Annotated in this window: 19 protein-coding genes, 1 tRNA gene and 1 riboswitch; of the genes, 13 read left to right on the forward strand and 7 right to left on the reverse strand. The window is 69.7% G+C overall.

Going from position 1 to position 19,192, the window contains the following annotated elements; all coding sequences use genetic code 11:
• Positions 1–42: 42 nt before the first annotated feature.
• Positions 43–1,293 carry a PTS transporter subunit EIIC gene (locus tag ACFPZI_RS32690; RefSeq protein ID WP_381370796.1) on the reverse strand — a complete coding sequence of 417 codons (1,251 nt, stop codon included), beginning with the start codon at positions 1,291–1,293 and terminating at the stop codon, positions 43–45.
• Positions 1,294–1,773: 480 nt separating this feature from the next.
• Here ACFPZI_RS32690 and ACFPZI_RS32695 point away from each other — a divergent pair, with 480 nt between their 5' ends.
• The 4 genes from ACFPZI_RS32695 (at position 1,774) to rdgB (ending at position 4,077) form a co-directional block, all read left to right on the forward strand.
• Positions 1,774–2,007: a PTS sugar transporter subunit IIB gene (locus tag ACFPZI_RS32695; protein WP_381370797.1), complete on the forward strand. Its 234-nt coding sequence runs from the start codon at positions 1,774–1,776 to the stop codon at positions 2,005–2,007.
• Between the two features lie 141 nt (positions 2,008–2,148).
• Entirely contained in the window at positions 2,149–2,886 is a 738-nt protein-coding gene (gene rph / locus ACFPZI_RS32700) for a ribonuclease PH (RefSeq protein ID WP_381370798.1), read from the forward strand.
• Positions 2,887–3,025: 139 nt separating this feature from the next.
• Positions 3,026–3,424 carry a hypothetical protein gene (locus ACFPZI_RS32705; protein ID WP_381370799.1) on the forward strand — a complete coding sequence of 133 codons (399 nt, stop codon included), beginning with the start codon at positions 3,026–3,028 and terminating at the stop codon, positions 3,422–3,424.
• 50 nt (positions 3,425–3,474) lie between these two features.
• Positions 3,475–4,077, forward strand: coding sequence for an RdgB/HAM1 family non-canonical purine NTP pyrophosphatase (gene rdgB / locus ACFPZI_RS32710; RefSeq protein ID WP_381370800.1), 603 nt, complete (start codon positions 3,475–3,477; stop codon positions 4,075–4,077).
• Between the two features lie 49 nt (positions 4,078–4,126).
• Here the strand turns inward: rdgB and ACFPZI_RS32715 are convergent.
• The 4 genes from ACFPZI_RS32715 to bcp form a co-directional block, all read right to left on the reverse strand.
• Positions 4,127–4,199 (reverse strand) — tRNA-Leu (locus ACFPZI_RS32715).
• 15 nt (positions 4,200–4,214) lie between these two features.
• Positions 4,215–4,880 carry an HNH endonuclease gene (locus ACFPZI_RS32720; protein WP_381370801.1) on the reverse strand — a complete coding sequence of 222 codons (666 nt, stop codon included), beginning with the start codon at positions 4,878–4,880 and terminating at the stop codon, positions 4,215–4,217.
• Complete coding sequence (locus ACFPZI_RS32725; protein WP_381370802.1) at positions 4,877–5,521, reverse strand: HNH endonuclease signature motif containing protein; 645 nt, start codon at positions 5,519–5,521, stop codon at positions 4,877–4,879. Before ACFPZI_RS32725 ends, ACFPZI_RS32720 begins: the two co-directional genes overlap by 4 nt.
• A gap of 135 nt (positions 5,522–5,656) precedes the next feature.
• Positions 5,657–6,124 (reverse strand): thioredoxin-dependent thiol peroxidase, encoded by a 468-nt coding sequence (gene bcp / locus ACFPZI_RS32730; RefSeq protein ID WP_381370803.1) that lies wholly within the window; start codon positions 6,122–6,124, stop codon positions 5,657–5,659.
• 153 nt (positions 6,125–6,277) lie between these two features.
• Between bcp and ACFPZI_RS32735 the strand changes: the two genes are divergently transcribed.
• From ACFPZI_RS32735 to ACFPZI_RS32745, 3 genes are all read left to right on the forward strand, one after another.
• On the forward strand, positions 6,278–6,610 hold the full coding sequence (locus ACFPZI_RS32735) for a DUF3618 domain-containing protein (protein ID WP_381370824.1): 333 nt from the start codon (positions 6,278–6,280) through the stop codon (positions 6,608–6,610).
• Positions 6,611–6,750: 140 nt separating this feature from the next.
• Positions 6,751–7,107: a GroES family chaperonin gene (locus ACFPZI_RS32740; protein WP_381370804.1), complete on the forward strand. Its 357-nt coding sequence runs from the start codon at positions 6,751–6,753 to the stop codon at positions 7,105–7,107.
• 98 nt (positions 7,108–7,205) lie between these two features.
• Positions 7,206–7,265: riboswitch (guanidine-III (ykkC-III) riboswitch) on the forward strand.
• 57 nt (positions 7,266–7,322) lie between these two features.
• Positions 7,323–7,643, forward strand: coding sequence for a DMT family transporter (locus ACFPZI_RS32745; RefSeq protein WP_381370805.1), 321 nt, complete (start codon positions 7,323–7,325; stop codon positions 7,641–7,643).
• 55 nt (positions 7,644–7,698) lie between these two features.
• Here ACFPZI_RS32745 and ACFPZI_RS32750 read toward each other — a convergent pair whose 3' ends face one another.
• Positions 7,699–10,050: a transglycosylase domain-containing protein gene (locus ACFPZI_RS32750; RefSeq protein WP_381370806.1), complete on the reverse strand. Its 2,352-nt coding sequence runs from the start codon at positions 10,048–10,050 to the stop codon at positions 7,699–7,701.
• Between the two features lie 354 nt (positions 10,051–10,404).
• Between ACFPZI_RS32750 and ACFPZI_RS32755 the strand changes: the two genes are divergently transcribed.
• The 4 genes from ACFPZI_RS32755 (at position 10,405) to ACFPZI_RS32770 (ending at position 14,212) form a co-directional block, all read left to right on the forward strand.
• On the forward strand, positions 10,405–11,211 hold the full coding sequence (locus ACFPZI_RS32755) for an ABC transporter permease (protein WP_381370807.1): 807 nt from the start codon (positions 10,405–10,407) through the stop codon (positions 11,209–11,211).
• 145 nt (positions 11,212–11,356) lie between these two features.
• Positions 11,357–12,148: an ABC transporter permease gene (locus ACFPZI_RS32760; RefSeq protein ID WP_381370808.1), complete on the forward strand. Its 792-nt coding sequence runs from the start codon at positions 11,357–11,359 to the stop codon at positions 12,146–12,148.
• Between the two features lie 107 nt (positions 12,149–12,255).
• On the forward strand, positions 12,256–13,326 hold the full coding sequence (locus ACFPZI_RS32765; RefSeq protein WP_381370825.1) for an ABC transporter ATP-binding protein: 1,071 nt from the start codon (positions 12,256–12,258) through the stop codon (positions 13,324–13,326).
• Between the two features lie 34 nt (positions 13,327–13,360).
• Entirely contained in the window at positions 13,361–14,212 is an 852-nt protein-coding gene (locus ACFPZI_RS32770) for a DUF1707 SHOCT-like domain-containing protein (protein ID WP_381370809.1), read from the forward strand.
• 98 nt (positions 14,213–14,310) lie between these two features.
• On the opposite strand, the gene ACFPZI_RS32775 is transcribed toward ACFPZI_RS32770, so the two are convergent.
• The gene (locus ACFPZI_RS32775; RefSeq protein ID WP_381370810.1) at positions 14,311–15,696 is read right to left on the reverse strand and encodes an SGNH/GDSL hydrolase family protein; all 1,386 of its coding nucleotides are present in this window, start codon (positions 15,694–15,696) and stop codon (positions 14,311–14,313) included.
• A 455-nt stretch (positions 15,697–16,151) separates the two neighbouring features.
• Between ACFPZI_RS32775 and ACFPZI_RS32780 the strand changes: the two genes are divergently transcribed.
• Positions 16,152–17,582 (forward strand): DUF445 domain-containing protein, encoded by a 1,431-nt coding sequence (locus ACFPZI_RS32780; RefSeq protein ID WP_381370811.1) that lies wholly within the window; start codon positions 16,152–16,154, stop codon positions 17,580–17,582.
• 104 nt (positions 17,583–17,686) lie between these two features.
• Positions 17,687–19,180, forward strand: coding sequence for an MFS transporter (locus ACFPZI_RS32785; RefSeq protein ID WP_381370812.1), 1,494 nt, complete (start codon positions 17,687–17,689; stop codon positions 19,178–19,180).
• Positions 19,181–19,192 lie beyond the last annotated feature (12 nt).

The following is a 19,192-nucleotide window of genomic DNA, read 5'->3' on the forward strand; positions in this document are numbered from 1 at the left end:
GGGGCCTCGGTCATGCTGTCGCCGTGGGACGACGAGGACCGCTCACGCCTTGGTGGTGTCCTCGACCTCCTCCTCGGGCTCGCGGCCCGGGGTCGGCAGGTTGAACTTGACGATGGCGAACCGGAAGAGCGCGTAGTAGATCGCCGCGAACACCAGACCGATGGGGATGATCAGCCATGGCCTGGTCGCCAGGTTCCAGTTGAGCCCGTAGTCGATGGCGCCCGCGGAGAAGGTGAAGCCCGCGTGCACCCCGAGCGCCCAGGTGACCGCCATGGACAGGGCGGTGAGCACCGCGTGGATCACGTACAGCGCCGGGGCGATGAACATGAACGCGAACTCGATGGGCTCGGTCACACCGGTCACGAAGGAGGTCAGCGCGAGGGAGATCATCATGCCCATCACGGCCTTGCGGCGCTCCGGGCGGGCGGCGTGCGCGATGGCGATCGCGGCGGCCGGCAGACCGAACATCATGATCGGGAAGAAGCCCGACATGAACATTCCGGCGTCCGGGTCACCCGCGAAGAAGCGGTTCAGGTCGCCGTGCACGACCTCGCCCGCGGCGTTGGTGAAGTCGCCGATCTGGAACCAGGAGACGGTGTTCACGAACTGGTGCATGCCGATCGGGATCAGCGCGCGGTTGATCAGGCCGAACAGACCCGCGCCGACCGCGCCGAGCCCGGTGATCCACTCACCGACCATCGAGATGCCGTCACCGATCGGCTCCCAGACCAGGCCGAAGAAGACACCCATCGCGGTGCCGACGAACGCCATGATGATCGGCACGAGCCGGCGGCCGTTGAAGAAGCCGAGCCAGTCCACCAGCTTCTTGCGGTGGTAGCGCTGCCAGAGCACCGCCGCCAGCAGACCCATCAGGATGCCGCCGAGCACACCGGGGTTGTTGTAGGTCGCGGCTATGTCGGCGCCGTCCTGGACCTTCGCCTCGGTGACGGGGAACGCCTTCAGGACGTTGCTGTAGACCAGGAAGCCGACCAGGGCGGCGAGCGCCGTGGAGCCGTCCGACTTCTTGGCGAAGCCGATGGCCACACCGATACAGAACAGCAGCGGCAGATTGTCGAAGAGCGCGCCACCGGCGGTGGCGAACACGGCCGCGACCTTGTCCCAGCCGAGACCCTCGGCGCCGAACGCGTCGGGCTGGCCGAGCCGCAGCAGGATGCCCGCCGCCGGCAGCACCGCGATCGGCAGCTGCAGACTGCGACCCACCTTTTGCAGGCCCTGGAACAGGCCGGATCCCCGCTTCTTCGCGGGAGCCGCCGAGGCGGTGGCGGTGCTCATACTTCCTCCATCGTGGTGGTCTACACCACTGAGTGGTGTAGACCTGTTCTAGCATGATGAAGGCCGTATAAGGAACCCTCGGATTCCGCAACCGGAGCACTACACGCCGTGCCCGTCCGCAGCCCCGCCGAAGCCGACCTCCGGACGCACGGAAAGGCCCCCGGACCCGCGGTCCGAGGGCTCGAACGACCGGCACCAGACTAGGAGACGACACCCGGGAACGCCATGCCCGGGCGGCGCCCCCGAACACGTCAGGCCGGCCCAGCCGGTTGAGGATGCCCGCCGCCGGCGGGACTCTGCGTACTCATCAGGCCCCCTTACCCAGAGGGTTTGGCGCCGATCCCCCCTGTGGTGTAGACCAGTTGGGGACGGTTCCGCTGTCGTGGCGCCATCCTTCGGCACAGACGGCACAACCGCTCGCAAAATTGGGCCAACTGTGGGTTACTGCGACAAAAGCGGTTCGGATCAGGGAGAGCGAACATGGCCACCAAGGCTGAGAAGATCGTTGCCGGGCTCGGCGGTATCGACAACATCGAAGAGATCGAAGGCTGCATCACCCGCCTCCGCACCGAAGTCATCGACCCCGCCAAGGTCGACGACGCCGCACTGAAGTCCGCCGGCGCCCACGGCGTCGTCAAGATGGGCACCGCCATCCAGGTCGTCATCGGCACCGACGCCGACCCCCTCGCGGCCGAGATCGAAGACATGATGTGACAACCGGAATCTCCGGAATCCACGGAATATCCGGAGAACCCTGACGCCGGGAACTCCCGGCGCCCGAGGGCCCCTTCCAAGCGGCGACGCACCCGCCGCACGAGGAAGGGGCCCCTCCCGTATACGACTAGGCTCGACACCATGTCTCGAATCGACGGCCGCACCCCCGAACAACTCCGCCCGGTCACCATCGAACGCGGCTGGAGCAAGCACGCCGAAGGCTCCGTCCTCGTCTCCTTCGGCGACACCAAAGTCCTCTGCACCGCCTCCGTCACCGAAGGCGTCCCCCGCTGGCGCAAGGGCAGCGGCGAGGGCTGGGTGACCGCCGAATACTCGATGCTCCCCCGCGCCACCAACACACGCGGCGACCGTGAATCCGTCCGGGGCCGCATCGGCGGACGCACCCACGAGATCAGCCGCCTCATCGGCCGGTCCCTGCGCGCCGTCATCGACCACAAGCAACTCGGCGAGAACACCATCGTCCTCGACTGCGACGTCCTCCAGGCCGACGGCGGCACCCGCACCGCCGCCATCACCGGCGCCTACGTCGCCCTCGCCGACGCCATCAACTGGTCCAGGGACAACAAGCTCATCCGCGCCAGCCGCCGGCCCCTCACCGGCACCGTCAGCGCCGTCTCCGTCGGCATCGTCGACGGCCTCCCCCTCCTCGACCTCTGCTACGAGGAGGACGTCCACGCCGACACCGACATGAACGTCATCTGCACCGGCGACGGCCGCTTCGTCGAAGTCCAGGGCACCGCCGAGGCCCAGCCCTTCGACCGGACCGAACTGAACACCCTCCTCGACCTCGCCGTCGCCGGCTGCGCCGAACTGACTACCGCGCAGCGCACCGCACTTGATAGCGTCCTCGAAAGGTAAAGGACGTACCAAAGGACGTGGCCGACGCGGGCAACCGCGCCGGCCACCCCCGCGTCCGTAGGGGTACGGGCGTACGGATCGACTCCGGACACCCGGCCGGCGACGAGGGCCACCCGGCCCCACAGGGAGGGACCGTTCCATGGCCGCGAGCCGCCGACGCCGCACCACAGCCGTCGCCGCCACACTGGCGGCAGTCGCACTCACCGCCGGACTCACCACCGGCTGCAGCGCCGTCGACAAGGCACTCGACTGCGTCCGGACCGCCGACGCCATCGCCGACAGCGTCACCGAACTCCAGCAGGCCGCCGAGAACGCCTCCAACGACGCCACCCAGCTCGAGGAGTCCCTCGACTCCATCGACCAGAACCTCGGCGAAATAGGCGACCAGACCGACAACGCCGACATCGGCAAGGCCGTCGACGACCTGGACAAGGCCGTCGGCACCGTCCGCACCTCCGTCGAGGACGGCGACACCACCCCCGACCTCAGCCCGGTCACCGACGCGGCCGGCGAACTGACGAAGGTCTGCACACCGTAGGACAGGGTGGGGAGCAGCCGGCGGAAATGGGGCCCGGAATACTGGACCCCATGACCCGCCTGATCCTCGCCACCCGCAACGCCGGAAAGATCACCGAACTGCGGTCGATCCTCGCCGAAGCCGGACTGCCCCACGAACTCGTCGGCGCCGCCGCCTACCCCGACGTCCCCGACGTCAAGGAGACCGGCACCACCTTCGCCGAGAACGCCCTCCTCAAGGCCCACGCCCTCGCCCGCGCCACCGGCCACCCCGCCGTCGCCGACGACTCCGGCCTCTGCGTCGACGTCCTCGGCGGCGCCCCCGGCATCTTCTCCGCCCGCTGGGCAGGCCGCCACGGCGACGACCGGGCCAACCTCGACCTGCTCCTGGCCCAGCTCTCCGACATCGTCGACACCCACCGCGGCGCCCACTTCGCCTGCGCCGCCGCCCTGGCCCTCCCCGACGGCACGGAACGCGTCGTCGAAGGCCACCTGAGGGGCACCCTGCGCCACACCCCGGCCGGCACCGGCGGCTTCGGCTACGACCCGATCCTCCAGCCGGAGGGCGAGACCAGGACCTGCGCGGAGCTTTCCGCGGCGGAGAAGAACGCCATCAGCCACCGGGGGAAGGCGTTCCGGGCGCTGGTACCGGCGGTGCGGGAGCTGCTGGGGTGACTCGGGAGCGGCCCTGCGCCTCTGGCGGGGTTCAGGGCCGCTCCGTCTGTACGCCCGGTCGGATTCGAACCGACAGACACGACCACCTAAAGATCGCCGCTCAGCCGTTGGCGTACGGGCGCCAGCTCCGCTCCACCTTACTGGGCGGAAGTATGCCGTCGCTGGCCACCTCGGCACCAGGTACTGGTGATCGCATGACAGTTCGGGCACAGCAACCGCAGATTCTCGCGCCGGTCGTCCCGCCAGTCACCGTTGATGTGATCGACCTCCAGGGTCATGGGCTTGCCCAGCCATTCGGGGCCAGTGCCGCACTCGACGCACTCATTGGGCACGCCGACTTCGTAGAGCGCCCGACGCAGGAGCGCGGTCTTCGTCCGACGTTTGCCGACGTGCTTGACCAAGATGTCGTCAGGCCGTCTGAGCGGGTTCGTCGCGCTGGGCTTGCCGCGCTGATGGGCCTGTCCCAGAAAGTGCGCCATTGAGATGTTCTCCTCAGCGACCCACTGATGTAGGAGGGTGCGCTGTGTACCGCTGGCAGGGCGTCCTAGTTGACGAAGTGCCGCAGCGATCGAAACGGATTCGGCGACTGTCGTGCGCAGCTCTTCGGCGGTGGGCCGGGGAAGCCCGGCCGAAGGACTGAAATGCGAGATGTCGATCCCGAAGTGAGCAAAGCGCTTTGTGAGGTATTTGCGGAGATAGCTGTACGGCTGGGTACCGAAGAAGGTGACCACCTCATCGAGGCTGGAGCACTGCGCGGCAGCTTCTGCCAGCCGATCGCGGGTGTACCGCACACCACTGCTCATCGGCTCGCACGTCCCTTGCCGCGTCCCCGGTAATTGTCCGTTGTCGAGTGACAGTTGGGGCAGAGGAGCCGCAGGTTCTCGATGTGGTTGTTTCGCCAGTCGCCGTCCACGTGGTCGACCTCCAAGGGGAGCGGGCGTCCCCGCCAGACGCTTCCGGTACCGCAGAGGGTGCACTGCTCCGGTACGCCCAGGGTGGTCATCGCCCACTTGAGCCGGTCGCTCGGGACGCGCCGGGCCTGGGCGGGTGGCTGCTCGACGAGCAGGTTCTCCGGCTTCCGCGGGCGCCAGGGTTTGCCCCTTCGGGTCGGCATCTGGAAGTGCGAGATGTCGAGGCCGTACTCCTTGATCCGGCGGCTGATGTGCGTGTGGTGCCCACCGACCACCTCCAATCCGAGATGCCGCAACACCTCGCACATGTTCGTGGAGGCCGAGACTGCCTCTTGGAGGACGTCTCGGGTCCATTTCACCCCCTCACGTTGGAAGCGCGCCGTGTCGACCCCGAGCTTCTTCATCCGTCCCAGCACGTACCGCCGCGTCGAACTCCTCGGATCCACCCCCAACCGCACCAACGCCTCCGACAACGTCCGTGAGCCCCGAGCCGCCTCCTCCAGCCGCTCCTTGGTGTACGCGCTTGCCACCATCGAGTCCCTCCGTACGAGGCCACCCGTTCGTGGCCTCGTACGGAGTAACGAACCGTTTATCGGACGGTCACGCATGGAATGCGAAGCGGCTCGTACCGGGGAGCCGGTACGAGCCGCTTTCGACGTTACCCAGGCTCAGACGCCCAGGTCCTTGATGATCTTGGCCACGTGGCCCGTCGCCTTGACGTTGTAGAGGGCGCGTTCGACCTTGCCCTCCTCGTCGACGACGATCGTGGAGCGGATCACGCCGACGACCGTCTTGCCGTACAGCTTCTTCTCGCCGAACGCGCCGTACGCCTCCAGGACCTGCTTGTCGGGGTCGGCGAGGAGGGTCACCTTCAGGGACTCCTTCTCGCGGAACTTGGCGAGCTTCTCGGGCTTGTCGGGGGAGATGCCGATGACGTCGTAGCCCGCGCCGGTCAGCAGGTCGAGGTTGTCGGTGAAGTCGCAGGCCTGCTTGGTGCAGCCGGGTGTGAGCGCCGCCGGGTAGAAGTAGACGATGACCTTGCGGCCCTTGTGGTCGGCCAGGGACACCTCGTTGCCGTCGGCGTCGGGCAGGGTGAAGGCGGGGGCCGGGGCTCCGGGCTCGAGGCGTTCGCTCATCGGTCTGGTCTCCTCGTACGTACGCGCTGGGTGGATCGGGTGCCGGGATCGAGGGTATCCGGGTGCCCTGACCGTGCGGGGCGGTGCGAAGCTGACAGACTGTCCGGCACAGGTACGGCTTTTATGGTTTCAGCGGATTTCGGAGGCGACACGGTGGCGGACACGGCGGACACCAGGACCCCGGCGCAGATCGAGGCGGACATCAAGCGCCGTCGTGCGGTGCTGGCCGAGACCCTGGACGAGATCGGCGTGCGGGTGCATCCGAAGACGATCGTCGGGGACGCGAAGGCCAGGGTCGCCTCCAACGTCGATCACACGCTCGGCAGGGCGTACGTCGGCGTGAATCGTGCGGTGAGCGACGTCAAGGCGCAGTTCGTGGACGTGAACGGTGCGCCGCGGCTGGAGCGGGTCGTGCCGGCCGCGGTGGTGGTAGTGGTGGGTGTGGTGGGGCTGCTGACTCTGGGGTCGCGTCGGCGCAGGCGTTGATCCGTACCCGATACCCGTACTCGGACTCGTTACCCGTACCCGTACCCGGAACTTGTACCAGGACGCGACTCGTACTCGGGCCCGGGGCGTGCGTGGACCCGATTGCGTACGTCCGTGGCCAAGGCAGGTAGGTTTCAGGCGTGAGCGCGAAGAAGAACGAGCACGACCCCCGGCACGACAAGCTGCCCATCCGGATGCTGCACGACCGTGTACTGGTGCGGCAGGACGCGAGTGAGGGCGAGCGGCGGTCCGGGGGCGGCATCCTGATTCCCGCGACGGCGGCGGTCGGCCGCCGGCTGGCCTGGGCCGAGGTCGTCGCGGTGGGACAGAACGTCCGGACGGTGGAGACGGGTGACCGGGTGCTGTACGACCCGGAGGACCGTGCGGAGGTCGAGGTGCGGGGTGCCGCGTACGTGCTGATGCGGGAGCGTGATCTGCACGCCGTGGCCGCGGACCGGTTCGAGGGGTCGGAGGACTCGACGGGCCTGTACCTGTAGACCCGTGGGCCGTCGCGGCGTTGCCGTGGTGGTGGACGGAAGGGCTGGTGACCATGGTCACCAGCCCTTCCGGCTGCCTGGCCAGGGCTTTAGAGTGGGGGAACCCACTGGGCCCCGACGAGACGCGCCGTACCGGGGTGAGGCAAAGACGACGCACTCCCGTTTCGATTCGACGATTCGTTGATTCGTCGACGTGTGTCCCGGAGGTGCCTGTCGTGGCGTGGGTTCTGTTGATCGTTGCCGGTCTGCTCGAGGTCGGCTGGGCGATCGGGATGAAGTACACCGAGGGTTTCACCCGGCTGGTTCCCAGTGTGCTCACCGGCGCCGGCATCGTGGCGAGCATGGTGTTGCTGTCGTACGCGGCGAAGACGCTGCCGATCGGTACGGCGTACGGCGTGTGGGTGGGGATCGGTGCCGCCGGGGCGGCGGTGCTGGGCATGGCGGTGCTGGGGGAGCCGGTGACCGCCGCCCGGATCTTCTTCGTGTGCCTGTTGGTGGTCGCCGTGGTGGGGCTGAAGGCGACGTCGGGGCACTGAGGGGCTGAGCGCTGAGCGCTGAGTGCTGAGGGCGGCCGCTTTCTGCGCGGCGCGGTCATTCCCCGCGGGGGCGTGGGATGAAGCCGGCGAGGCCGCCGTGGACGCCCGGGCCGGGGTTCTCGCCGTCCGTTCCCCCGGTTCCCCCGGTTCCGCCGTTGTCCGTGTCGCCCGTGGTGCCGCCGCCGGTGGTTCCGTCCGTGGTGCCGCCGGTGGAGGTGCTGCCGTCCGTGGTGCCGTCGGTCGTGGTGGCGCCGCCGGTTCCTTGGTTCGTCCCGCCTTCGGTGCTGACCTCGCGGGTGCCGCCGTCCGGGCCCGGAATCCGGCTCGTGTTCTCGTCCGGTCCGGGGGTGGTGGGCGTGCCGTCGTCCGGGGCGGTCGTGGGTGGGCGGGAACCGGTATCGGCGGTCGGTGGCGCGGTCCGCTCGGCGTCCGCCTGTGGTGCGAGGTCGAAGTCGCTGACGGGTTCGCCCGCCAGTGCCTCCCGGGTGAACTGGGCCCAGATCTCGGCGGGGGCTCCGCCGCCGTTGACGCGGGGCAGGCCCATCGCGCCGTACAGCTTCTCCTGCGCGGCGGTGACCGGGTTCTGGCCCATGATCGTGACGACGGTGGCCAGTTCGGGGGTGTAGCCGGCGAACCAGGCGGCCTTGTCCTCCTCCGCGGTGCCGGTTTTGCCGGCGGCGGGGCGGCCCGCGCCCAGGGCGGCGGTCGCGGTGCCGTTCTGGACGACGCCGCGCAGGACGGTGGTGGTGGTGTCGGCGGCTTCGCGGCTGACGGCCTGGCGGGTCTTCCGCTCGGGCAGCGGCACCGTTTCCTTCCCGTCCTTGGTGATCTTCTCGATCATGGTGTGGTCGCCGTGCACGCCGTGGTTGGCGAGGGTCGCGTACGCCTCGGCCATGTCCAGGGCGCTGGCGGTGGCCACGCCGAGGGCGATGGAGGGGGACGGGGTCAGTTCGGGTGTGGTGGAGGGGATGCCGAGGTCGATGGCGGTCTGCTGGACCTTGTCGGAGCCGACGTCGACCGCCAGCTGGGCGTAGACGGCGTTGACGGACTTGTCGGTGGCCTCGCGGACGGTGATGTCGCCGTACGAGCGGTCGTCCTCGTTGGCCGGGTCGTAGAGGCCGCCGGACCAGCCCTGGACGGGTCGCTTGTTGGTGCCGTCGTAGACGGTGTTCGGGGTGATGGGGTGGCCGTCCTGGGTGCTGGCCCTGTTCTCGACGGCGGCGGTGAGGACGAACGGCTTGAAGATGGAGCCGACCTGGTAATCCCTGCGGGTGGCGTTGGGGGTGTACTGCTTGACGTAGTCGATGCCGTTGTACATCGCGCGGACCTTGCCGGTCTTCGGTTCGACGGCGGCGCCGCCCGCGCGGACGTACGTGTCGACCTTGCGCTCCTTCTGGTCGAGCCGGTCGATCAGGTTGTCGTTGACGGCGTCGACGAAGGCGTCCTGCTTGTTTTTCTGCAGGGTCGTGGTGATGCGGTAGCCGCCCGCGTCGAGTTGCTCCTCGTCCACGATCTTGTTCTGGATGAGGTGGTCCTTCACGATCCGCACGATGTAGCCGCGCTGGCCGGACATGCCGGTGGAGTTGGTGCTCTCCTTGGGCGTGGGGAACTTCAGGCCGGCGCGCTCCGTCCGGCTCAGCCAGCCCTTCTCGACCATGCCGTCCAGGACGTAGTTCCAGCGGGACTCGGCTGCGGGGCGGTTCTCCGGGTGGGCGATGACGTCGTACTGGCTGGGGGCGTTGACCAGGGCGGCGAGGTAGGCGGCGCGGCCGGCGTCGAGGTCCTGTGCGTCCATGCCGTAGTAGGCCTGGGCTGCGGACTGGATGCCGTAGGCGTTGCGGCCGAAGTAGCTGGTGTTGAGGTAGCCCTCGAGGATCTTGTCCTTGCTCTGTTCGCGGTCCAGCTTGATCGCGATGAAGAACTCCTTCACCTTGCGGGTGACGGTCTGCTCCTGCTGGAGGTAGTAGTTCTTCACGTACTGCTGGGTGATGGTGGAGCCGGACTGCTTGCCCTTGCCGGTGGCGGTGTTCCAGGCGGCGCGGAGCATCGCCTGGGGGTCGACGGCGGACTCGGTGTAGAAGTCGCGGTCCTCGGCGGCGAGGATGGCGTGCTGTGCCTCCTTGGAGATCCGGCCGAGGCCGACGTTCTCCCGGTTGACCTCGCCGTCCCGGGCGATGACGGAGCCGTCGGTGTACAGGTAGACGTTGGCCTGCTTGATCGCGAGGGCGTTGGCGGACGGAATGTGCACGAGGTGGTAGCCGAGGAATAAACCGCCGATGAGCAGGAGTGCGCCGACGAGGAAGGTGCTGAGCGTCATCCGCCAGGTGGGGACGATCCGGCGCCATCCGGTGCGCGTGCGTGTGCGCTTGCTCTGGCCGGGCTGCTGTGGCTGCGGCTCGTCGCTCATGTCGTGCACGGACTCCTGTTTCGCTTTTTTCTGAAAGTACGGCTATTCCGGCCATTACTGCCGTTCCAGCTATTACGGCCGGTTCGGCCGTTAAGGCTGGTTCAGTCGGTACGCGTGATGCGTGCGTGTACGTGTCGTGCGTCCCCCTTGGAGAAGACTGTCGCATCCGGCGGTTCGTTCCCGTCGGCGGCGCGTGTCGGCCCGCCGTACGGCTTCTCACCCGTATGGCTCTCGGCAACCGGAAAATGCCTGGCTGGGCATCGGCTGCCGGTACTAGGTTCGTGCGCTTGGGTGTCGGCGAGGGCGCTGGGCGAGGCGAGGGGCGTTGTGCGAGGCGAGGGGCGGAGGCGGGTGGTGGGGGGAGGCTCGGCCCGGTTGTACGGGGCGGTCGCGGTGGGCGGCTTCCGGCGGTATGCGACGTACCGGGCGGCGACGGCGGCCGGGGTGTTCACCAACACCGTCTTCGGTCTGATCCTCGTGTACACGTATCTGGCGCTGTGGAACGAGCGGCCGGACCTCGGGGGATACGGGCAGGCGCAGGCGGTCACGTACGTGTGGCTGGGGCAGGCGCTGTACGCGACGCTGGCTATTCAGGGCGGCGGCTTCGAGGTCGAGCTGATGGAGCGGATCCGTACGGGTGCCATCGCGATCGATCTGTACCGGCCCGCCGACCTGCAGGGGTGGTGGCTGGCGCAGGATCTGGGCCGGTCGGTGTTCCAGCTGCTGGGGCGGGGCGTGATCCCCTTCCTGTTCGGGGTGACGGTCTTCCCGGTGGCGCTGCCGGACGATCCGCTGACCTGGGCCGCCTTCCTGACGACGGTGCTGCTCGCGATGGTGGTCAGTTACGCGATCCGCTACCTGGTGGCGCTGAGCGCGTTCTGGCTGATGGACGGTACGGGGGCGATGCAGATGCTGATGATCGTGGGAATGCTCTGTTCGGGCATGGTGCTGCCGCTGAACGTGTTCCCGGGCGTGTTCGGCGAGGTCGTACGGATGCTGCCCTGGGCGGCGCTGCTCCAGGGGCCGGCCGACGTCCTGCTGGGGGAGACGAGCGCGCTGCGGGTCTTCGCGCTCCAGGGCGCCTGGGCGGTGGCGTTGCTGGTGGCGGGGCGGCTGCTGCAGTCGGCGGCGACACGGCGGGTGGTGGTTCAGGGTGGCTGAGGGCGGAGGGCGGCCCGGCGTGGCAGAGGACGGCGGGCGGCCTGGGGCGGCAGAGGACGGCGGGCGGGTCGGCGGCCGGGCCGATGGGAGGTTCGGTGAGAGGTCCGATGGGAGGGCCGGTGGGAGGTTCGGGCCGGCGCAGGGGGTGCGCGCGTACGGGCTGATCGCGGGGATGTGGATCCGTTCGACCATGGTGTACCGGACGTCGTTCGTACTGACGACCATCGGCGGGGTCGTGGTGACCGGCCTTGACTTCGTCGGCATCGCGCTGATGTTCTCGCACGTCGACGTGCTGGCCGGCCATGTCCTGGCCGAGGTGGCCTTTCTGTACGGCCTGTCCATCGTGTCGTTCGGCATCGCGGATCTGGCGCTGGGCTCGATGGACCGGCTGGGGCGCCGGGTGCGGGACGGCACGCTCGACACGCTGCTGGTGCGGCCGGTACCGGTGCTCGCGCAGGTCGCCGCGGACCGCTTCGCCCTGCGCCGCGTCGGGCGCCTGGTGCAGGGGCTGCTGGTCCTCGGCTGGGCCGTCGCCTCGCTCGACATCGTCTGGACGGTGCCGAAGCTGCTGCTGATGCCGGTGACGGTGGTCAGCGGCGCGGCGATCTTCTGCGCGGTGTTCGTGGGGGGCGCGGCCTTCCAGTTCGTCGCGCAGGACGCGTCCGAGGTGCAGAACGCGTTCACCTACGGCGGTCAGACGATGCTGCAGTATCCGCCGGTGGTGTTCGCGCAGGAACTGGTGCGCGGGATGACGTTCGTACTGCCGCTCGCCTTCGTCAACTGGGTGCCCGCGTCCTATGTGCTGGGGCGGCCGTATCCGTTGGACCTGCCGCAATGGGTGGCGTTCATGGCGCCGCCGGTGGCGGCGGTGTGCTGCGCGCTGGCGGGGTTGGCGTGGCGGGCGGGGCTGCGTTCGTATCGGAGTACAGGGAGTTAGCCGTGGGCGACGACAGCGCGAGCGCGTATGACGAGGGTGATGGCAGCGGCAGCGGCAGCGGCGGCGGCAGCAGCGGCGGCGACGGGAGCCGCGACGAGCGGGAGTTCATCCTTCTCGACCGGGTCGAGAAGGTCTTCGACGTGCGGAAGAAGACCGGGTTCCTGAAGCGGGAGCGGCGGCAGGTGCGGGCCGTGGACTCGCTCTCGTTCTCCGTGGCACGCGGTGAGATGGTCGGCTACATCGGGCCGAACGGCGCGGGCAAGTCGACCACGATCAAGATGCTGACCGGGATTCTCACCCCCAGTGGGGGCCGACTGCGGGTGGCCGGCATCGACCCCACCCGGGAGCGGATGCGGCTGGCGCACCGTATCGGGGTGGTGTTCGGGCAGCGGACGACGCTGTGGTGGGATCTGCCGCTGCTCGACTCGTACCGGCTGATGCACCGCATGTACCGGATTCCCGACGCCCGTTATCGCGCGAACCTGGACCGGCTCGTCGAACTGCTCGACCTGGGTGACCTGTTGGACACTCCGGTACGGCAGCTTTCCCTGGGGCAGCGGATGCGCGGCGACATCGCGGCGGCGCTGCTGCACGACCCGGAGGTGCTGTACCTGGACGAGCCGACCATCGGTCTGGACGTCATCTCCAAGACCAGAGTGCGGGACTTCCTGCGGGAGTTGAACGCCGAACGGGCCACGACGGTGCTGCTGACCACGCACGACCTGCAGGACATCGAGCAGTTGTGCTCGCGGGTGATGGTCATCGACCACGGCCGCCTGATGTACGACGGTCCGCTCGCCGGCCTGCACCGGGCGGGGGAAAGCGAACGCACGCTGGTGGTGGACCTGGAACGGGAGGTGCCGCCCATCGACGCGCCGGCGCCCGCGCGGGTGGTGCGGGTGGAGGGGCCGAGGCAGTGGCTGGCGTTCCCGGCGGCGGAGTCGGCGGCCCCGCTGGTGGCGCGGATCGCGGCGCAGTACCCGCTGGTGGACCTTTCGGTGCGGGAGCCGGACATCGAGACCGTGATTGCGAAGATGTACGCGGAGCGGGCGGGGCAGGCGGATCAGAGGGAGGCCGCCGCCCAGGACGCCTCGGCCGCAGGGGACGTGTCGGCCGCCGGGGACGCCGGGGATGCCTCAAAGGGCCGGGACGAGGGTGTCGGGCGGGTGGTCTCGTAGCCCTCGGTCGGGGGGACCTCGTAGGCTGCTGTGTATGACCGACGACGCAGCCCCGGACCTCCGCGCCTCCGATGCCGACCGCGAGCGCGTCGCCGCCGTTCTGCGGGACGCCGTCGCCGAGGGGCGCCTGGACATGGAGGAGTTCGAGGAGCGGCTGGACGCGACGTACAAGGCGCGGACCTACCGGGAACTCGAGCCGATCACCCGTGACCTGCCTGCCCCCGGAGTGTCCGTCCCCGTCGTCTCCCTGACGAAGTCCCCCGAGCCGGGCGGCGATTGGGCGAGCCGGGTGGGCGTCGGCGGTGACGCGCCGTCGACGTGGGCCGTCGCCGTGATGTCGGGGTTCCAGCGCAAGGGCCGGTGGACGGCGCCGCGGAAGTTCAACTGCTTCGCCTTCTGGGGCGGCGGCGAGATAGATCTGCGCGAGGCGGACTTCGCGGACCGCGAGATCGTGATCAACGCGGTCGCGATCATGGGCGGGATCGATGTCATCGTCCCGCAGGGTGTCGAGGTCGTCGTCCGCGGCATCGGCGTCATGGGTGGCTTCGACCACCGTGAGGAGGGCGTGCAGGGCGAGCCGGGCGCCCCGCGCGTGATCGTCTCGGGCTTCGCCTTCTGGGGCGGCGTCGGCGTCAAGCGCAAGCTGACCCGGGCGGAGAAGCAGCAGCTCCGTGAGGAGCGCCGCCGCGAGAAGCTGGAGCGCAAGGCGGACCGCCGCGGGGAGGTGGCGGGCGACGACGCGGACCGCCGTGAGCTGGACGCCTCCTGGCCGGGCCAGGCCTCCCCCGGCCACGGCGGCTTCGGCCACGGTTCCCTCGGCTTCGACTCCCCGCACGGCCGGCGGACCGAGGAGCAGGGCGAACGCCGCCGCGACCGGGACCGCTGAGCAGGACTGCTGAGCAGGACCGCTGACCGGACCCCCGAGCAGGACCGCTGACCGGTCACCGGTAGTTGCCGTGGAGCGTGGGGCCGGTCCGGCCGCCCTTACATCTGCGCCGGCGGCCCGCCCGACAGGTCGTCCAGGCCGAAGATCTCGGCCATCCGCGTGTACCCCCGGTCGCTCGGGTGCAGATGGTCGCCCGAGTCGTAGAGGGGGCGCAGCCGGCGCGGGTCGTACGGGTCGCGCAGTGCCCCGTCGAAGTCGACGACGGCGTCGAAGACGCGCCCCGCGCGGATCTCCGTGTTGATCCGCTGCCGTACCGCCTCGCGCGCGTCGGTGTATCCGCGGTGGCCGCCGAACGGCATCAGCGTCGCGCCGACGACCTTCAGCCCGCGGGCGTGGGCCCGGTCGACGAGGGTGTTCAGGCCGCCGACGACCGCGTCGGGGTCGGCGAGGTCCGGGTCGCGCAGGATGTCGTTGATGCCGAGGTCGACGACGAGGACCTTGACGTTCGTACGGCCGAGGACGTCACGGTCGAAGCGGTTCAGGGCGCTGGGGTTCTCCGGGGGGCGGCCGAGGCCGTCGGCGAGGACGCGGTTGCCGCTGATGCCGCTGTTGACGACGCTGTAGCGCGGTACGTCCCGTCCTGCCGCGGCCGCTTCGCGCAGCCGGTCGGACAGGACGTCCGGCCAGCGGTTGTTGGCGCCGGTGGTGGAGGTGCTGCCGTCGGTGAGCGAGTCGCCGAGGGCGACGACGGTGCCCTCCGAGTCCCTGCTCAGCACGTCCAGCCCGGTCAGGTAGCGCCAGAAGGCGCTCTCCTCGGTGTACACGGCGCCGGTCGTGTCCTTGGTGTGCTCGCCGACGGCGGCGTACGAGGTCTGGCGTGCGTACGTGTGGCGGGTGACCGGTCCGGAGCCGGTGGGGGAGTACGTGGTGACCAGCACGTCTCCGTCGGGCGGGACGGTGATGCGTACGGCGTCGCTCGTCACCTGGCCCCCGGCCGGGACGACGACGGTGCTCCCGCCCCGGAAGGTGACCTGCCGCATGGTGTCGGCGAGTGCCGCCGCGTTGCCTCGACCCGCGGAGAGGGCGATCGAGGCGTGGCTGAGGGTGAGCGGGGACTGTCCGTAGAGGTTGGACAGGGTGATCCGGGCGGCGGTGCCGCCGGCGCTGGTGTGCACGACGTTGCGCAGCGAGCGGTCCGCGAGGCCGGTCGTCTCGGTGCCGGGCTCGCCGCTGACCGGGGAGGCCGCCCAGGAGGAGACCCAGGTTCCGGTGGAGGCCGGTGCGGCCGGGTTCCGGCGCCCGTCGCGGCCGTCGGCGAGGGTGACACGGTCCCTCGTACCGTCGGCGTACAGGCCGGACGGCACCCCGGACACCCCGACGTATATGGCCGCGGACACCGCCACGATCGCGGCGATCACCGCGGCGAGCAGGGCGCGGTACTTCGTGGGAGGCGTTCCCGCGCCCCCGTCACGTCCCCCGGTCATGTTGTTCTGTTCTCCTCGGACGGTCGGAGTCCGAGACTCCGTACGGATGAGCCCATGATGTGTCATGGACGGGCGGTGGTCCGACGGGACCCCGCTGAGATTCCACTGGGGTCCCCACTGAGATCCTCCTGGCAGTCACCCGACTTCGCCCCTGACTTCCCTCTGACTTCCCCCTGAGGTCCACCCTGGGCTCGCGTCGCGGATTGCCCTGATTTCCCCCCGATTTTCCCCTGGTCTCGTCCTGCGTTCCTCCTGATCTCCAGGCGGAATCCCCTCCGAAGTCCCTTGTCGGGAGCTCATCGGGCCACTGTCGGGCCGCTGCCGGCCACTCATTGGACAGACGCCGGGAACTCCTGTTCCGTTCCGGGAGTCGGTCAGGAAGGGACAATGTGTGAGGGATCACCGAACGGGCGGAGCGGATGAAGCAGGGCGGAACGGATGAACGGATCGAGCGGATGAGCGAGGCGGACGCCACGGACACCGCGAACACAGGGAGCACAGGGAGCACAAGGGGCCCGGAGGGCTCTGAGGGCCCGGAAGCCACCGGAAACGCGGGGGACCGGGACCGGGGCGGTGAAGGCCGGCGTACGCAGGCCCGCGCCGGTGGCGTCACACACCGCACGATGACGACGTTCAGTCCGGCGGACGAGGAGAAGCAGCGCGGAGTGCGCCGGATGAAGCTCATCGCCACCGGGCTGCTGCTGTTCGTCGCCGTGGTGTACGTCCTCGCCAAGTGGGCGTCCGACGCGGGCGCCGGAGCCTGGGCGGGCTACGTCGCCGCGGCGGCGGAGGCGGGCATGGTCGGCGCGCTCGCCGACTGGTTCGCCGTGACCGCCCTGTTCCGCCACCCGCTGGGCCTGCGCATCCCGCACACCGCGATCATCCCCACCAAGAAGGACCAGCTCGGCGTCTCCCTGGGTGACTTCGTCGGCGAGAACTTCCTCTCCGGGGACGTCGTCCGCGGGCGGCTGCGCTCCGTCGGCATCGGCCGCCGGCTCGGCGCCTGGCTGGCGGTGCCCGAGCACGCCGACCGGGTCACCGCCGAACTGTCGGCCGCCCTGCGCGGCGCGCTGACCGTCCTGCGCGACTCCGACGTCCAGGCGGTGGTCGGCGAGGCGATCACCCGCCGCGCGGACGCCCAGGAGATCGCGCCCGGCATGGGCAAGATGCTGGAGAGGATCGTCGCCGACGGCGGCCACAAGAAGGCCGTCGACGTCGTCGTCGCCCGCGCCCACGACTGGCTCGTGCTGCACGGCGACTACGTGATGGACGCCGTGCACGGCGGGGCCCCCGGCTGGACCCCGAGATTCGTGGACCGCAAGATCGGCGACCGCGTCTACAAGGAGCTGCTGCGCTTCGTCACCGAGATGCGCGACATGCCCTCCCACCCCGCGCGCGGCGCCCTCGACCGCTTCCTCGCCGACTTCGCCTCCGACCTCCAGTCCGACACCGAGACCCGCGCCCGGATCGAACGCCTCAAGGGCGAGATCCTCGACCGTGACGAGGTCCAGGACCTGATCGCCTCCGCCTGGACCGCCGTACGATCCATGATCGTCTCCGCGGCGGAGGACGAGCGCAGCGAGCTGCGGCTGCGCGTACGGGCCTCGCTGCTGTCGCTGGGCGCCCGCATGGCGGCCGACCCCAGGCTGCAGGGCAAGGTCGACGGCTGGCTGGAGAGCGCTGCGGTGTACGTCGTCACCACCTACCGGGGGGAGATCACCTCCCTGATCACGGACACCGTGGCGGGCTGGGACGCCGAGCACACGACGAAGAAGATCGAGGCCAACATCGGCCGCGACCTCCAGTTCATCCGCATCAACGGCACGGTCGTCGGCTCCCTCGCCGGGCTGCTGATCTACACGGTCTCCCGCATGCTGGGGGCGTAGGGCCCGTCCGGCGGGCCCCGGCCTCCGGCACGGCGGGCGTGTTTCCTCCTGGCCCAGGGCGCACGGGAGGCATCCGCTCGACGGAGCCCGGCGGAGAGGGAGCCATGACAGGGGAACCGTCGCCGGCCTCGGTGCCCGCCTCCACCGGAACCGTCACCACGGCCGTCCCGGCCCGCCTGGACCGGCTGCCCTGGTCACGGTGGCACTGGATGATCGTGATCGGCCTGGGCACCGTCTGGATCCTGGACGGACTGGAAGTCACGATCGTCGGCAACGTCGCCGGCCGCATCGCCGAGGAAGGCAGCGGCCTGGACATCACCTCCGCCCAGATCACCGGTCTCGCCGCCGCCCTGTATGTGGCGGGCGCGTGCTCCGGGGCGCTGTTCTTCGGCTGGCTGACCGACCGCTACGGCCGCAGGAAGCTGTTCATGGTGACGCTGCTCGTCTATCTGGCGGCGACCGCGCTGACCGCCCTCTCCTTCGAGTCCTGGTGGTTCTTCCTCTTCCGGTTCCTCACCGGCTTCGGCATCGGCGGCGAGTACGCGGCCGTCAACTCCGCGATCGACGAGCTGATCCCGTCCCACTACCGGGGCCGGGTCGACCTCATCATCAACGGCAGCTACTGGCTCGGCGCGATCGGCGGCGCCCTGCTGTCCATCGTGATGCTGGACACCGACATCTTCCCCAAGGACCTCGGCTGGCGGCTCAGCTTCGCCCTCGGCGTCGTCCTCGGCCTGGTCGTCCTCCTGGTCCGTCGGCACGTCCCGGAGAGCCCACGCTGGCAGTTCATCCACGGCCAGGGAGAGAAGGCCGACGCACTCGTGTCGTCCGTCGAACGGGGGATCGAGGAGGAGAAGGGGGAACGGCTGCCGCCGCCGGCCGGTGAGATCACCATCCACCAGCGCAAGAGCGTCGGCTTCGGCCTGATCGCCAAGATCGTCTTCGGCCGCTACCCGCGCCGCGCGGTCCTCGGCCTCTCCCTCTTCATCGGTCAGGCCTTTCTCTACAACGCCATCACCTTCGGCTTCGGCGCCATCCTCATCACCTTCTTCGACGTGCCGACCGGCAGCACCGGTTATTACTTCGCCGTCATCGCCGCGGGCAACTTCCTGGGCCCGCTGCTCCTCGGCAAGCTCTTCGACACGGTCGGCCGCCGGATCATGATCTCGGGCACATATCTGCTGTCGGGCATCCTGCTCTTCGGCACGGCCTGGCTCTTCGACCGCGGCTCGCTCACGGCCACGACCATGACCGCCTGCTGGTGCGTGGTGCTGTTCTTCGCGTCGGCGGGCGCCTCCAGCGCCTACCTGACCGTCTCCGAGGTCTTCCCGATGGAGACCCGCGCCATGGCCATCGCCTTCTTCTACGCCCTCGGCACCGCCGTCGGTGGTATCAGCGGCCCGCTGATCTTCGCCGACCTGACCGCGTCCGGCGTGGTCGGCGACACGGCCCTGGCCTTCCGGATCGGCGCCGGGCTGATGTGCGCGGCCGGTCTGGTGGCGGCGTTCCTGGCGGTGAACGCGGAACGCCGCTCGCTGGAGGACATCGCCACACCGCTCTCCGCCACGGAACCGAAGGGAGAGGCCGCGCGCGGGTGAAACGGCCGGCCC

It is taken from the genome of Streptomyces chlorus (genome assembly GCF_042655885.1).
GTDB lineage: Bacteria > Actinomycetota > Actinomycetes > Streptomycetales > Streptomycetaceae > Streptomyces > Streptomyces chlorus.

Bases quoted from the DNA above. Each gene is read 5' to 3' on its own strand.
- ACFPZI_RS32705 (WP_381370799.1), top strand. From the start codon at position 3,026: ATGGCCGCGAGCCGCCGACGCCGCACCACAGCCGTCGCCGCCACACTG.
- ACFPZI_RS32695 (WP_381370797.1), top strand. From the start codon at position 1,774: ATGGCCACCAAGGCTGAGAAGATCGTTGCCGGGCTCGGCGGTATCGAC.
- ACFPZI_RS32720 (WP_381370801.1), bottom strand. From the start codon at position 4,880: ATGAGCAGTGGTGTGCGGTACACCCGCGATCGGCTGGCAGAAGCTGCC.
- ACFPZI_RS32775 (WP_381370810.1), bottom strand. From the start codon at position 15,696: ATGACCGGGGGACGTGACGGGGGCGCGGGAACGCCTCCCACGAAGTAC.
- ACFPZI_RS32725 (WP_381370802.1), bottom strand. From the start codon at position 5,521: ATGGTGGCAAGCGCGTACACCAAGGAGCGGCTGGAGGAGGCGGCTCGG.
- ACFPZI_RS32750 (WP_381370806.1), bottom strand. From the start codon at position 10,050: ATGAGCGACGAGCCGCAGCCACAGCAGCCCGGCCAGAGCAAGCGCACA.
- bcp (WP_381370803.1), bottom strand. From the start codon at position 6,124: ATGAGCGAACGCCTCGAGCCCGGAGCCCCGGCCCCCGCCTTCACCCTG.
- rdgB (WP_381370800.1), top strand. From the start codon at position 3,475: ATGACCCGCCTGATCCTCGCCACCCGCAACGCCGGAAAGATCACCGAA.
- ACFPZI_RS32780 (WP_381370811.1), top strand. From the start codon at position 16,152: ATGAGCGAGGCGGACGCCACGGACACCGCGAACACAGGGAGCACAGGG.
- rph (WP_381370798.1), top strand. From the start codon at position 2,149: ATGTCTCGAATCGACGGCCGCACCCCCGAACAACTCCGCCCGGTCACC.
- ACFPZI_RS32770 (WP_381370809.1), top strand. From the start codon at position 13,361: ATGACCGACGACGCAGCCCCGGACCTCCGCGCCTCCGATGCCGACCGC.
- ACFPZI_RS32785 (WP_381370812.1), top strand. From the start codon at position 17,687: ATGACAGGGGAACCGTCGCCGGCCTCGGTGCCCGCCTCCACCGGAACC.
- ACFPZI_RS32690 (WP_381370796.1), bottom strand. From the start codon at position 1,293: ATGAGCACCGCCACCGCCTCGGCGGCTCCCGCGAAGAAGCGGGGATCC.